This window comes from Streptomyces sp. NPDC058051, from assembly GCF_042885475.1.
Classification (GTDB): Bacteria; Actinomycetota; Actinomycetes; order Streptomycetales; family Streptomycetaceae; genus Streptomyces.
This window is the reverse complement of record NZ_JBHVRW010000003.1, coordinates 462,970-476,687: the sequence shown is the minus strand read 5'-3', so window position 1 is coordinate 476,687 and position 13,718 is coordinate 462,970. Positions and strand designations below refer to the sequence as shown.

General features: G+C 70.9%; 11 protein-coding genes. 5 read left to right on the top strand and 6 right to left on the bottom strand.

The genetic code is table 11. The features are described from left to right. The first annotated feature begins 525 nt into the window (after window positions 1–525). The 4 genes from ACFVUT_RS07725 to ACFVUT_RS07710 all read left to right on the top strand — a co-directional run bounded on the left by ACFVUT_RS07725 (window position 526) and on the right by ACFVUT_RS07710 (window position 4,584). Window positions 526–693: an SPOR domain-containing protein gene (locus ACFVUT_RS07725; RefSeq protein WP_389644791.1), complete on the top strand. Its 168-nt coding sequence runs from the start codon at window positions 526–528 to the stop codon at window positions 691–693. Between the two features lie 89 nt (window positions 694–782). Beyond that, entirely contained in the window at window positions 783–1,190 is a 408-nt protein-coding gene (locus ACFVUT_RS07720) for a (deoxy)nucleoside triphosphate pyrophosphohydrolase (RefSeq protein ID WP_389643763.1), read from the top strand. Window positions 1,191–1,414: 224 nt separating this feature from the next. Further along, a complete protein-coding gene (locus ACFVUT_RS07715) occupies window positions 1,415–1,843 on the top strand; it encodes an ATP-binding protein (protein ID WP_389644794.1) in 429 nt (142 codons plus the stop codon). A 191-nt stretch (window positions 1,844–2,034) separates the two neighbouring features. After that, a complete protein-coding gene (locus ACFVUT_RS07710; RefSeq protein WP_389644796.1) occupies window positions 2,035–4,584 on the top strand; it encodes a SpoIIE family protein phosphatase in 2,550 nt (849 codons plus the stop codon). A 155-nt stretch (window positions 4,585–4,739) separates the two neighbouring features. Here the strand turns inward: ACFVUT_RS07710 and ACFVUT_RS07705 are convergent, their stop codons facing one another. The 6 genes from ACFVUT_RS07705 to ACFVUT_RS07680 all read right to left on the bottom strand — a co-directional run bounded on the left by ACFVUT_RS07705 (window position 4,740) and on the right by ACFVUT_RS07680 (window position 12,314). Continuing rightward, window positions 4,740–5,453 (bottom strand): PspA/IM30 family protein, encoded by a 714-nt coding sequence (locus ACFVUT_RS07705; protein WP_389643766.1) that lies wholly within the window; start codon window positions 5,451–5,453, stop codon window positions 4,740–4,742. 76 nt (window positions 5,454–5,529) lie between these two features. Next, entirely contained in the window at window positions 5,530–7,644 is a 2,115-nt protein-coding gene (locus tag ACFVUT_RS07700) for a TPM domain-containing protein (protein ID WP_389644798.1), read from the bottom strand. A 228-nt stretch (window positions 7,645–7,872) separates the two neighbouring features. After that, the gene (locus ACFVUT_RS07695; RefSeq protein ID WP_389643769.1) at window positions 7,873–9,075 is read right to left on the bottom strand and encodes a glycoside hydrolase family 1 protein; all 1,203 of its coding nucleotides are present in this window, start codon (window positions 9,073–9,075) and stop codon (window positions 7,873–7,875) included. Window positions 9,076–9,160: 85 nt separating this feature from the next. Then, window positions 9,161–10,069 carry a carbohydrate ABC transporter permease gene (locus ACFVUT_RS07690; protein ID WP_389643771.1) on the bottom strand — a complete coding sequence of 303 codons (909 nt, stop codon included), beginning with the start codon at window positions 10,067–10,069 and terminating at the stop codon, window positions 9,161–9,163. Next, window positions 10,066–11,058 carry a carbohydrate ABC transporter permease gene (locus ACFVUT_RS07685; RefSeq protein ID WP_389643774.1) on the bottom strand — a complete coding sequence of 331 codons (993 nt, stop codon included), beginning with the start codon at window positions 11,056–11,058 and terminating at the stop codon, window positions 10,066–10,068. The genes ACFVUT_RS07690 and ACFVUT_RS07685 overlap by 4 nt, the downstream gene beginning before the upstream one ends. A gap of 5 nt (window positions 11,059–11,063) precedes the next feature. Beyond that, window positions 11,064–12,314, bottom strand: a complete 1,251-nt coding sequence (locus ACFVUT_RS07680) for a sugar ABC transporter substrate-binding protein (protein WP_389643777.1) — start codon at window positions 12,312–12,314, stop codon at window positions 11,064–11,066. Between the two features lie 253 nt (window positions 12,315–12,567). Here ACFVUT_RS07680 and ACFVUT_RS07675 point away from each other — a divergent pair, with 253 nt between their 5' ends. Next, window positions 12,568–13,557, top strand: coding sequence for an acetylxylan esterase (locus ACFVUT_RS07675; RefSeq protein WP_389643780.1), 990 nt, complete (start codon window positions 12,568–12,570; stop codon window positions 13,555–13,557). The last annotated feature ends 161 nt before the right edge of the window (window positions 13,558–13,718 follow it).

Genomic DNA, 13,718 nt, shown 5'->3' with positions numbered 1-13,718 from the left:
CGTCCGGCGTCAGCGACCACACGTCGTCGCCCATGCGGTTTCCGTAACCGGCGGGCAATCGCCGACGGTAACGACTTGTCATGTCCCGGTCCTGCTTTCCTGTTCGTGCCCGCACGCCGGACGACGAACGGGAAGCCGCCGATGGCGGACACGGCCACACCGAAGACGGCCGGGGCATCGGCCGGAGACCCGAGGCACCGGCCGGCGGGAACCCGGGAGGCGAGGAGGCTCCGGCCGGCGCTCCCGGCGCTCCCGGCGCTCCCGGCGCTCCCGGGGCTCCCGGCGCTCCCGGGGTTCGGTGCGGCACTGGTCCCGGCGAGACCGGCCGGGGGCAGGGCCTCCGAGGGGCGCATCCACCTGGATGCGCCCCCTTTTATGGCCGGATCGGTGTCTCTTTGTGAAATTACGTATCCGCTGAGTGAAGGTCAGGCGTAGGCTCCGGCATATGCGTACTGCGGTTTCCTGGGGATCCTTAGAGACATGCATGCCGTTCGGAGGAGGGGTGCGATGCCGGGCAGGGGCGCGATGAGCGACAGCGGTGCCGAGCTCCTCTGGCTGGTGATACGGCAGGACGACAACGGCAATCGCTACCGCGTCGGCAGATACGCCACGCAGGGCGAGGCCCAGAAGATTGCCGACCAGCTCGACATCCATGGCCGCGAGCAGCTCTATTGGGTGGAGCACATCGGGTAGGGCGCCCGCTCGCAGAGGGTGCCGGCCGCAGGGGCCCGGTCGTGGAGGGGTGTCCGCCGGGGGCGCGCCGGGGCGTTACGCTCCGGCTCATGAACGATCGCGTGGTGGTGGTGGCCGGGGCCGTCTACGACCGGGGCCGTCTGCTGGCCGCGCGCCGGAGTGCCCCGCCCGAGCTGGCCGGCCGGTGGGAGCTGCCCGGCGGGAAGCTGGAGCCGGGGGAGAGCGGTGAGCAGGCGCTCGTGCGGGAGCTCCGCGAGGAACTCGGCGTGGAGGCGGAACCGCTGGAGCGCATCCCCGGCGAATGGCCGCTGAAGCCCGGGTACGTGCTCCGCGTGTGGACGGCCCGTCTGGTGTCCGGGGAGCCCGCACCGCTCCAGGACCACGACGAGCTGCGCTGGCTCGGACCGGGCGAGAGCGGCACGGTCGACTGGCTGGACCAGGACCTGCCCGCGGTCGAGGAGGCGATGCGCCGACTGCCGGACGGCTCGCTCCGGTGACCGGGCGAGCCGTGGCGCGCCGCGTCGATGCGGAACGCTGCCGTGGACCGCGCAGGCGCGTACCGAAGGCCCCGTGCGCCCCTCTCCCTGCGTACCCCCGTTCGCGTGCGCGGTCATACGTCCGTACGCCCCACGTGTCGACCCTGGCGGTAGTTCACCCCATATATCGGGTATGTGCTGATTAGCCCCCGTACGCAGGGCGTCCCCGTTGCTTGTCCTGGGAAGTGATCGGCGTGATCGGCACCGAGAGCGACAGCGCCGAGTGGACCTTTCCCGCTGAGCCCGGCGCCGTGCGTTCCGCGCGGGAGGCCGTTCATGAGACGTTGCGCGACTGGGGTCTCGACGCCGCCCTCGGGGATGTGACAGTTCTGCTGGTCAGTGAGTTGGTGACCAACTCCACGCAGTACACGTCGGGCCCCGTCGGCGTACGACTGCTGCGCCCCCATCCCAACGGCCATGCCCCTGCCGCCCGCCCCGGGCTGCTGGTGGAAGTCTCCGATCCGCTTCCGGATCCGCCCACCGAACGCAGCGCCGGACCCGATGACGAGGGCGGCAGGGGACTGCAGCTCGTGGCCTGTTCCGCGCGCCGCTGGGGAACCCGGCGCGGAAAGACCGGCAAGACCGTGTGGTTCGAGCTGGCCCTGCCTGGTTAGGAGTGGGGTGGGACGCACAGCGATCACAGAGGTCGGCGGAACCTGGACGAAAGGGACTGAGACCGTGCTGTGATCGTGAACGCCGTGTCGGTGGGGCCCGTAGTGCTGAATACTGCGGGAAGGACCGGTCCGGTGTGTGAGCTGGAGGGGACGGTCGCGTGAGCGAAATAGCTGGGACAGCGGGCGACATCGTGTGGCAGAGCAGCCCGCCTGGCTCGATCTATGACTACATCAGGGTCGCCTCCTTCTCGATCGGCCCCGACGGCCTGATCGAGCAGTGGAGCCGGCGGGCCGCCGGTCTCTTCGGCATTCCCGCGGAGAAGGCGGTGGGCACGGATCCGGTCGAGGTGTTCATGCCCTCCGAACTGCGCGAGGACGGTCACCGCCGGGTCGTGGAGATCCTCGACGGCAAGGAGTGGACGGGTCTCGTCCCCTTCCGGACGCCGGGCGAGGACCCCGTGGAGGGGCTCGCCGAGATCTATGTGATGCCGAGCGGGACGGAGGCCGGGGAGCGGGCGGCGCTCTGCATCGTCGTCGACGTCCGCGCACTGCGCCGCATCGAGACGGACCTTGCCGCGTCACAGGCCATATTCGGCCAATCTCCCTTCGGCTTCGTGCTGTTCGGTACGGACCTCACGGTGGTCCGGGCCAACCAGCGTTTCGCCACCGTCTTCGGCGGCGAGGCCGCCGACCACCGCGGCCGCAGGGTCGACGACTACCTGTCCCGCCCCGAGGCCGACCGGCTCACCGCCACCCTGGAACGCGTCCTGGAGACAGGTGTATCCGTCACCGATCTCCAGCTCGTCGGCACCGCTCCCGGCGACAGCGAGAACCGCCACTGGTCCATGAACCTCTACCGTGTGCACAGCGGATCGGGCCGCCCCGTCGGCATCGCCGGGCTGGCCACCGATGTGACGCGGCGGCACTTCGCCGCCCGCGAGGCGGCCAGCGCCCGCCGCAATCTCGCTCTCCTCAACGAGGCCGGCGCCCGCATCGGCACCTCCCTCGACCTGGAGACCACCGCGCGGGAACTCCTCGACGTCGCCGTGCCCGGCTTCTGCGACCTCGCCTCGGTCGACCTCTACCAGGGGCTCCTCACCGGCGACGACGCGCCGCCCGGCCGCTGGGACTCCCTCCGTCAGGAATCCGTCGGCGGCTCCGCCGAACTGCGCCGCGTCGCCCTCGCCAGCGCGGTGTCGGACGCCCTGCCCGCCACCGTTCCCGCCACGCGCACCGGCCCGCCCGCGCTCGGTGCCGTACACCGCTTCTCGTTCAACTCGCCCTGTGCCATCGCCCTGCGCACCGGTCATGTCGAGCATGTGCCGGGCGACGACCGGGGCTTCGTCCAGTCCACGCTCGCCGTACCGATGGTCGCGCACGACACGGTGGTCGGCCTCGTCCAGTTCTCCCGTACGAAGGGCAGCGAACCCTTCGGGGAGCGGGACCGCGCACTGGCCACCGAACTCGCCGCCCGCGCCGCGGTCTGCATCGACAACGCCCGTCTCTACCGGCGCGAGCACGAGCGCGCACTGATCCTCCAGCGCAGCCTTCTTCCCCCCGGCGACCCCGTGGCCGCCGGTCTGGACATCGCCTGCCGCTACCTCCCCGGCAACACGGCCACCGAGGTGGGCGGCGACTGGTTCGACGTGATCGAACTCCCCGGCCACCGCACCGCCCTCGTCGTCGGCGACGTCATGGGCCGCGGACTGCGGGCCGCCGTGGCCATGGGCGAACTGCGCACCGCCGTGCGCACCCTGGCCCTCCTGGACCTGGAACCCGCCGAGGTGCTCTCCGCGCTCGACGAGGTCGCCCGCGGCCTCGGCACGCCCGGCGGCGGCACCTCCGCGTCCGACGGTTTCGGCGGCGGCGTCCAGTGGCCCTCCAGGGCCGCCCACCGGTCCCGGGAGGCGGACCTCTCCGAGGTGTACCTGGCGACCTGCGTGTACGCGGTCTACGACCCGGTCACCCGGCGGTGCACCTTCGCCAACGCGGGCCATCTCCCCCCTGCCGTGGCCGAGCCGGGCGAACCGGCCATGCTGCTCGACGTCCCGCCCGGGATGCCGCTCGGCGTCGGGGGCGAACCCTTCGAGGAGGTCGAGGTCGAACTGAAGGAGGGCGCCCTGCTCGCCCTCTACACGGACGGCCTCGTGGAGTCCCGCGACCATCCGCTCGACGAAGGGCTGGACGCTCTGCGCGGTGCGCTCGTCGAACCGCAACGGCCGCTCGAAGACGTCTGCGACCACGTGCTGACCTCCCTCGACACCCGGCACGGCGAGGACGACATCGCCCTGCTCATGGCGCGTATCCAGGGGCTGCCCGCCGAAGCCGTCGGCGACTGGCGGCTGCCCCGGGAGCCCCGCTCCGTCGGCCGTGCCCGTGAACTGGCCCGCGACCGGCTGCTCGCCTGGGAACTCGGCGAACTGGTCGACACCACCGAACTGCTGGTCAGCGAACTGGTCACCAACGCCCTGCGGTACGGGGAGGGCGAGATCAGACTCCGGCTGCTGCGCGACCGCACGCTCGTGTGCGAGGTGTGGGACGCGGGCCTCGTACAGCCGCGGCGGCGGCGGGCACGCGACACCGACGAGGGCGGACGCGGGCTGCAACTGGTCGGCATGCTGAGTGCGGCCTGGGGATCCCGACGGACACCGCGCGGCAAGACCGTGTGGTTCGAACTGGAGCTGCCCGACGGAAGGCCGGCCCCCGAGCCCACGGTCGAGCAGTTGCTGAGCATGTTCTGAGCGGAACGGCCTGGCTGCCGCGGCGGGTGTCGGGCACGGCGCCATCCGGGAGCTGCGGCCCGGGTCCGGCTCCTTTGGAGGCTGCGGCCCGGCCCTTACGGAGGCCGCGGCCGGGCGCCGGCCCTCCCGGGCGCCGCGGCCGGGGGAGCCGCCGGTCAGGGGGCCGATTTCAGGGCGGCGAGACGGGCCTCGACCTCGGCGCGGTCACCCAGGCTGTCCAGCTGCTCGAACTGGGCGTCCAGGGACGACGCGGCGAGCTCCCGCTTGCCCAGCGCCTTCGCCTCCTCGCGGCGTACCTTCTCCTCGAAACGGCTGAGTTCACTGGTCGGGTCGAGCACATCGACGTTCTTGACGGCGTCCATCATCCGGTTCTGCGCCTGGGCGGACCTGGCGCGTGCGACGAGTTCGTCCCGCTTGGACCTCAGCTCCGTCAGCTTGTTCTTCATCTGGTCCAGGCCGGACTTCAGCTTCTCCACCACCTCGGTCTGCGAGGCGATGGTCGGCTCCGCGGTCTTGGCCTCCTTCTCCGCCTGGAGCTGACGCCCGAGCGCGACCTTGGCCAGGTTGTCGAACGTGTCCGCCTCGGCCCCCGCCCCGCCGGCCCGCAGTTCGTCGGCCTTGCGACTGGCGGCCAGCGCCTTGTCGCCCCACTCCCCGGACGCGTCGACATCCTCCCGGTGGTCCTGTTCCATCAGCCGGAGATTGCCGAGGGTCGCGGCGACCGCCTGCTCGGCCTCCGCGATGTTGGCCGTGTAGTCGCGGATCAGCTGGTCCAGCACCTTCTGCGGATCCTCCGCCTGATCCAGCAACGCGTTGATGTTGGCCTTCGCCAACTGGGTGACGCGGCCGAGGATGGTCTGCTTGGTCATGGCGCCTCTCCTGTGGGTGGATGCGTGCGAATGAAACCGTGAACCGGTGCCCCTGCCGACGGGCCCGGGCACCCGCTCAGAAACGGCCGCCGCCGCCCCGCCGGCCGCGCGTGCCCCCGCCGCCGAAACTGCCCGGACCGCCGCCCCCGCCAGGCCCCCCGCCGAAAGTTCCTCCGTGACCCCCGCCGCGAGCGCCCCCGCCGCCCAGGAGCCCGCCGAGGATGATTCCGCCGAGCAACGCGCCACCGGCCCCGCCGCCCGGCACACCGCCCGGACCGCCCCGGCCCGCGTACGACCGCACATCCTGTTCGGCCAGGCTGCGGGCCTGCCCCGCCAGGGAGTCGGCCTGCTGCGCCTGCGCCAGCGCGCCCTGGGGATCGTCGCCGCCGGCCAGTTCGGCGGACCGGTCGAGGCGTCGCTGGGCCTCCGCGAGGCGGGTGCGGGCCTGGCTGCCCACGGCCCCGCGGTTCGTGGTGATGTAGTCGGCCGCGGCGCCGATCGCCGACCGTGCGGTGAGCGTGGCCTGGTCGAGCAGGGAGCGCGCCCGCTGGTCGCCCCGTTCCCGTTCGCGGGCCCCGGCCAGAGCCTCGTCCAGCGCCGTATCGGCCTCCTCCACCCTGCGCAGCGCGTCGATGGGGTCGTACGGTCCGGCCGTCATCGCCCCTCGTACGTCGTCGAGCACCGAGGTCGCGCGCGCGATCCGGCCCCGCAGGTCCGCCGTCGACACGCCCTCCGCGGTGCCTTCGAGGAGCCCGCCCGCATCGGCCAGGTCGGTCTGCGTCTCGGTGAGCGCTGCGGACAGCCTGCTTGCCGCCTCCGCGAGTTCGCGGCTTCGCCGGTCCACGGCGTCGACGAGGATGGCCGCCTGGTCGACCGCGCCCTCGGCGGCCCGTACGTGCACGGCCGCCGCGGCGTTGTTCCCGCTGTCCACGGACTGCCGGGCCCGATTGAGGCAGGACGTGGCGAAGACCAGCCGGTCCTTGGCCTGTTCGACGGCGCCGCCGACCGGCGCGGAGGCCGACTCCGCGTACCGGCCGCGCATCGCGGTCAGCGCGGCCTCGGCGGTGGAGACACGGCCGGCGAGCGCGCGGAACGCCGTCTCGGCGGTGACCAGGGCCTGCGGAGCGTCGCGTTCCAGTGCGCGCAGCCGGTCGAAGTCCTCGGACACGGCGTCGAGGCGGGTGTTGGCGTCCGTGCAGCGGCCGATGATCTCGTCCAGCATCCGGCGCCGCGTCGCCTCGTCCTCGGGAAAGGCGTCGTCCAGCCGCTGACGCAACCGGAAGGCGGCCGTCAGCTCGCCCTTCGCGTAGGTGACGGCCTCGGTGAAGGGGGCAGCGGCCTCCTCGCCGAACTGGGCGGTGGCAAAGCCCAGTTCCTCCTCGCTGGTGCGGACCGCGTCGTCGGTCTCCACCAGGGTCTGCTTCGCCCGGGCGTCGAGCTCCGGCAATGGAGCGGGCGGGCGGTGCGGCCCGCCCGGTCCGGCGGAGCGCGGTCCCCAGCCGGTCGCACCGGGCGTGGTACGGGTCGTGGCCCGTCGCCTGCGCCGGGTGCCGGCATAGACGGCGACCGCTGCCGCCCCGCCGACCACGACCACCGGCAGGATCAGGTCCGTGCCGCTCGTCCCGCCGGAACTCCCCGTTCCGGGATCGGTGGCGCCGGGGGTGATCGTCGGCGTGGGTACCGCCTTGCCGGCCAGTACGGCGGAGTACCCGTTCGCGGCGCCGATCGCCGCGCCGGCCCAGTCGTGCTCCCTGAGCGCGGGCTCCACGGCCGTGCGCGCCACGTCCCCGAGCTGTGCGTCGGTGAGCCGCGCGTCCTGGTCGACGGTGTAGGCGTACCGCCGGTCGTGGGTGGCGACGGCGAGCAGCACGTCGTCGCGGCCGAGGCCGTTGCGGTCGGCGGTCTCGTCGGTCCAGCTCTGCGCCGACCGGCCGGAGAAGTCCCGTACGTACACCACGAAGAGCTGGACGCGGTCGTCGTCGTACAGGCGGTCCAGTGCGGCCGTGACCTGGTTCCTGCGGTCCCCGAGCGCCCCCACCCGGTCGGTGATCTGCCCGTCCTTGGACAGCGTGACGGGACCGTCCGCGTGAGCGGCCGGCACGGCGGACAGGGCCAGCCAGCACACCGCCGAGAGCACGGCGAGGACGGCCCGGCCCGGTGGGGACATCCCGGTACGGCTCACGAGCGGCATCACGTTTGTGAGGTTATGTCTGCCCTCGGTGCCCCGCGACCCGGCGACCGGGACCGCACCGGGACGACGCCGCCCCTCCTGCGACGGCACACCGGCACGCGGGGGTACGGGCGTGCGCACGGCGGATGAGGCGCCCGGCAAAGGCCGTACGGGAACCGGCGTCCGTCAGATACCGCCGGTTCCCGTACGGGAGGGAGCTGTCAGGTTGCTCCCGGTCAGGGGCCGAGGTCAGTCGGCGACGCGCGGCAGCGCGCGCGTGCGGCCCATCTCGCCCAGCCAGACGGCGGACGGCTTGGGCAGGCGCTCGAAGGTCTCCGGGTTCCAGCCGATCAGGCCGAAGGCCGGCTTGTAGGAGCCCCACTCGTAGTTGTCGAGCGCACTCCAGGCCAGGTAGCCCTGGATGTTCAGGCCGTCCTCCAGCGCGGAGGCGACCTCGTTCAGGGCCCCGGTGTAGTAGTCGACCCGGCGGCTGTCGTCGTCGGTCGCGATGCCGTTCTCGGTCACGATCAGCGGCACGTCCTTGCCGACGACCTCGGCGGTGTGGCGCAGCGCGTAGCCGACCGCGGACGGGTAGTACTCCCACTGCGTGAGGGTGCGCTCGGCGCCCTCGGCCGTGGGGATGGGGCCGTCGAGGCCGATCCTGGTCCGGGTGTAGGACTGCACACCGATCCAGTCGTCGCCGCGGGCGGCCTCGATGAAGACGTCCTCGCGGGGGTGGCGGTAGGCCGCGGTGACCTCCTCGGCTCCCGGCAGGGCCTGGTACACCTGGTTGGCGATGGTCCAGCCGACCTGGATGCCGGCGTTGATCGCCCGGACCTCCTTGACGGCCGCGTGGTGCGCGGCGATGACGGCCTCGGTGGTCTCGTCGTCGGGGGTCGGCAGACCGGCGGGCGGGAAGCTGTTGTCGCCCCGCTTGGCCTGGCCGGCCATGACGGCGATCATGTTCGGCTCGTTGATGGTGCAGACGTGGCTGACGTCCTCGGCGATCACCGGGGCGCAGGCCGCCACGTAACGGGCGAAGAGCTCGACCGCGCCGTCGGCGGTCCAGCCGCCCCGCGCCTCGAACCACTGCGGCACGGTGAAGTGGTGCAGGGTGATCATGGGACGCAGGCCGCGTGCGACGGCCCCCTCGACCATGCGGCGGTAGTGGGCCAGCTCGGCCCGGGAGAACCGGCCCTCGGCGGGTTCGATGCGCGCCCACTCGATGGAGAACCGGTAGTCGGTGAAGCCCAGTCCGGCGAGCACGTCCATGTCCTCGTGCCAGCGGTGGTAGCTGTCGCAGGCGTCCAGGCTGGGCTCCTGGATGTGGGTGCCCGCGGCGTGCTCCTTGACCCACCAGTCGCTGTTGGTGTTGTTGCCCTCGATCTGGTGGGCGGCCGTGGAGGCGCCCCACAGGAAGCCTTCGGGGAACGGAACCTGGGTGTGAGTCATCGCAAACTGTCTTTCTGGTGACGAAGGGGTGTGGCCGACGGGTGCGGGGTGCGGCCGGATACGTTGCGGTGGGCCGGCGGGCGGGCTACTTCATGCCCGCCGTGGCGATGCCCTGGGTGAAGTGCCGCTGGAGCGCGATGAACAGGACCACGACCGGCACGACGACCAGCAGGGAACCGGCCATCAGCATGCCGTTGGATCCGCCCGCCTTGTTGGGGTCGGTGGCGAAGGTGGCCAGGGCGACCGGAAGCGTGTACTTGTCGGGGTCGTTCGTCGCGATGAGCGGCCAGACGAAGTTGTTCCAGGAGCCCAGGAACGTGAAGATCGAGAGCGTTGCCAGCGCGGGCTTCACCAGCGGCATCACGATCCGCCAGAAGATGTACCACTCACCGGCGCCGTCCATCCGGGCCGCTTCCAGCAGCTCGTCCGGGATCGACTGCATGAACTGCCGCATCAGGAACACACCGAACGCTCCGGCGGCGAACGGCAGCACCAGACCGGCGTACGAGTCGATCAGGTGCAGCTTGCTCATCAGCACGAAGAGCGGCAGCAGCATGAGGTTGCCGGGCACCATCAGGGCGCCGAGAACCAGGCCGAAGATCTTGTTGCGGCCGGCGAAGTTCAGCTTGGCCAGGGCGTACCCGAGCATGGAGCAGAACACCAGGTTCGAGACGGTGACCAGCACCGCCACGATCACCGAGTTCATGAAGTACAGCGGCAGATCCAGCTTGTCGAGCAGGTCCCGGAAGTTCTGCAGGGTCCAGTCGGTCGGGATCCACACGGGCGGGCTGGCCGTCAGCTCCTGCGGTGTCTTGAAGGCCGAGACCGCCATCCACAGGAACGGCGCCGACATGATCAGCAGGCCGACCGAGAGCAGGACGTAGACGAGGGGGCGCTTCGGGTTGCGGGGCTTCTTCGCCGGGGACGGCCGTGTGTCCCCGGGCTTCTTCGACGGCGCCGCCGAGACGGCGCCCGGTGCACTGGTGGCGCTCATTTCGTGTTGTCCTTCAGCAGTCGGAGCTGTAGCACCGTGATGCCCATGATCACCACGAAGAGGACATACGCCATGGCACTCGCGTAGCCCATGTGGAAGAAGTTGAAGCCCTCGCGGTACATGTTCAGCGAGACGGTCAGCGTGGAGTCCGAGGGACCGCCCTGGGTCATCACGAACGGCTCCTCGAAGACATTGAGGTAGCCGATGGTCGTGATCACCGTGGCGTACAGCAGCGTGGGCCGCAGCAGGGGCACGGTGATCCCCTTGAACTCCTGCCAGAGACCGGCGCCGTCCAGCCGCGCGGCCTCCCGCACCTCGGTGGGAATGGCCTGCAGACCGGCGATGAAGAGCACCATGACCGTACCGAGGTTGCGCCAGACCGCCATCGCGATCATCGAGGGCATGGCGAGCGTCTCGGAGCCCAGGAAGTCCGGCGAGGTGAGGCCCACCTCGGAGAAGAGCCCCGCGACCAGCCCGTCGCTCGGGTCGAGCACGAACCGCCAGACCACGGCGACCGCGACGATGGTCGTGACCACCGGTGCGTAGAAGCCGACGCGGAAGAAGGTCCGGGCCCGGTCGATGCCGTTGTTCAGCAGCACGGCGACGATCAGCCCGAGGAAGATCGTCAGCGGGACACCGATCACCACGAAGTACGCCGTGTTGAACAGCGACTTGAGGAACTTGTCGTCGCTGAACAGATTGACGTAGTTCTCGAAGCCGATGAAGTTCGCGTCCAGCGGGTGCGTCACATTGCGCAGCCCGAAGTCGGTGAAGCTCATCACCAGCGTCGCGAGGATCGGGAACGCCATGAAGACGAGGAAGAGCACGAGGAAGGGGGTGGAGAACAGCCATCCGGCCACGTTCTGCACGCCCATCGAGGGCTTCCTGCCCCTTTGGCGACCGGCGGCCCCGGCGGCCGGGGATCCGGAGATCCCCGGCCCGGCCTCCGCCGTGGCCGACTGAGCGGCCTTTGAGGTCATGGTGCGCATGACTCCTACTTCACGAGGCCTTCGATTTCGGACTGGGCCGTCTTGAGCGCGTCCTCGGCGGACGCCTTGCCCTGGGTGACCTTGGCGATGGCCTGGTCGACCTTGTCGGTGATCTCCGTCCACTTGGCCAGCGACGGGGACGACTTGGCGGTGTCCATCTGCTTCTTGAAGACCTGGAGGTCGGCGTCGTCGGCGAGGGTGCCGGAGGTCCAGGCGGAGGTGTTGGCCGGCAGGTCCTTGGTGCGCTGGTACCAGTCGGCCTGGCCCTTGGTGTCGGTCAGGTACTTGATGAACTCCGTGGCGGCGGCCTTGTGCTCACTGTCCTTGGAGATCACCAGGGACGAACCGCCGGCCATGGAGACGGAGGACTTGTCGGCGGGCACATTGGCCACCGCCCACTTGCCCTTGATCTGCGGCTGGCCCTCGTTGAGCAGGGTGACGTGCCAGGGGCCGCCGAAGAACATCGGGACGCGGCCGTTGCCGAAGTCCTTCACGACGTCGTAGCCGGGCTGCACGGACTTGTTGGAGAGCCCCTTGTCGAAGTACGAGCCGTACTCCTTGAGCGCCTTGACGGCCTCGGGGCTGTCGATGACGGCCTCGCCCTTGTCGTTGACGATCTCGCCGCCGGCCGAGTACAGGAAGGAGTAGAAGTTCTGCACCGTGTCCAGGCCGCTCGGCTGGATGGACAGGCCCCACTTCGTTCCGGCCTTCTTCTGGTAGGCCGACGCGAGGTCCTGCATCTCCTTCCAGGTGGTCGGAGCCTTGGTGATGCCGGCCTTCTCGGCCAGGTCGGTGCGGTAGTAGAGGACGCGGGTGTCGACGTACCACGGCACGCCGTACGCCTGACCGTCCACCTCGCCCTGCTTCCAGCCGGACGCGAAGTAGTCCTTCTCGTTGAAGGTCTTGGTGTCGACCGGCTCCAGGACGCCGAGCTCGGCGAACTCGCCCATGTAGCTGCCGCCCATCTGAGCCACGTCCGGCAGCGTGCCGGCGGCGGCCGCGGAGACCAGCTTCTGGTGGGCGACGTCCCAGCCGACCGGGGTCACCTTGACGGTGATGTTCGGGTTGGCCTTCTCGTAGACCTTGGCCACATCCGCGAGCTTCTCGCCCTCGGCCCCCATGGCCCAGACAGTGATCGTCTGCTTCTTGTCCGCGGCGACATCCTCGCCACCGGAGCTTCCGCACGCGGTGACACCGAAGGTGAGCGCGACTGCGGCGGCGATGCCGGCCGAGGCGTTTCTGGCGGTGCGGGACATGGAGGGCTCCTCCTTGAGCAATCCGGATGTATGCGCTGTCTGTAAGCGCATACATCACTCTGCGGCAGGCGTTCGGAAATCCGCAAGAGGGTGATAGGTCACACTCGTGCAACGTGCCGGACATCTGGATGTTCGACTTGGCACGGTAAGTGCATCGTGTGTGAAATTGGTAAGGATGTGACCGATTTCGCGCCGTTGGTCCAGGTGGGCACGGGTTCCTGTCGGTGCGGAGGCGGGCGCTATTGTCGTGATCATGGCTCAGTTCGAACACGACTTCCCCTTTGATCCGGCTTACGGGCGCACGATCGACGACTTGATGCGCGTCCCCGCCCCCGCGGCGCCGGACGACTTCGACGCCTTCTGGCGCTCCCGGTACGAGGAGGCCCGCAAGGTCGCCACCCGGCCGGAGCTCGGCCCGCTGGAGGAGGTGCGCGACGGTGTGCGGATTCACGCCGTGACCTTCGACTCCGTGGGTGGCATACGGCTCGGCGGCTGGGTCGCGCTGCCCGCCGAGGGGGCGGCTGAGCACGGATTCGTGATCGGGCACGGCTACGGCGGCCGGGAGGAGCCGGGCCCCGACGTGCCGCTGCCGCTGCCCCGGTCGGCGGCGATCCTGCCGTGCGTGCGGGGCATGAAGGAGCGCGGACAGCAGCCGGGCATCCCGGACATGTCCGCCGGCCATGTGCTGCACGGCATCGAGTCCCGCGACACCTACGTCATCGGCGACTGCGTGGCGGACCTGTGGTGCGCGGCTTCGGCGCTGCACGAGCTGGTCCCGGAACTGTCGCCCGAAGAGGGCGGTCCGCGGCTCGGGTACCTGGGGGAGAGCTTCGGTGGCGGGCTCGGCGCGCTGGCCGTGCCGTGGGACGACCGCTTCGGGGCCGCGCAGCTGACGGTTCCGACCTTCGGCAACCATCCGCTGCGGCTCACCCTGCAGTGCGCGGGAAGCGGGGAGGCCGTGAGGCGCCATCACCAGGAGCACCCGGAGGTCGCCGAGGTGCTGCCGTACTTCGACGCCGCCTCGGCCGCGACCCGGCTCACCCGTCCCACGCTGGTGGCCGCCGCGCTCTTCGACCCCTCGGTGCCGCCGCCGGGCCAGTTCGCCGTGTACAACGCGCTGGCCGGTGAACGCGAACTGCTGGTGCTGAACGCGGGGCACTTCGAGTACCCGGGGCTCGACGCCGAGAAGGAGGACCTGCGCGCGGCGCGGCGCCGTTTCTTCGCGGAGCACCTGGGGCGCTGAGGAGGGCGGCGGGGGCGGCTCGGGCGACGTCGTACAGCTCGCGCGGCGCGTACGGCTCGGGGCGCGCGGAAGGGGGGCGCGGAGGCGCGGGGCCGATGGTCGGAGGGTACGGGCCGCGCGTCCGGCGGCCCGTGGAATGCCGGCTCGGCGACGTTGGTGGG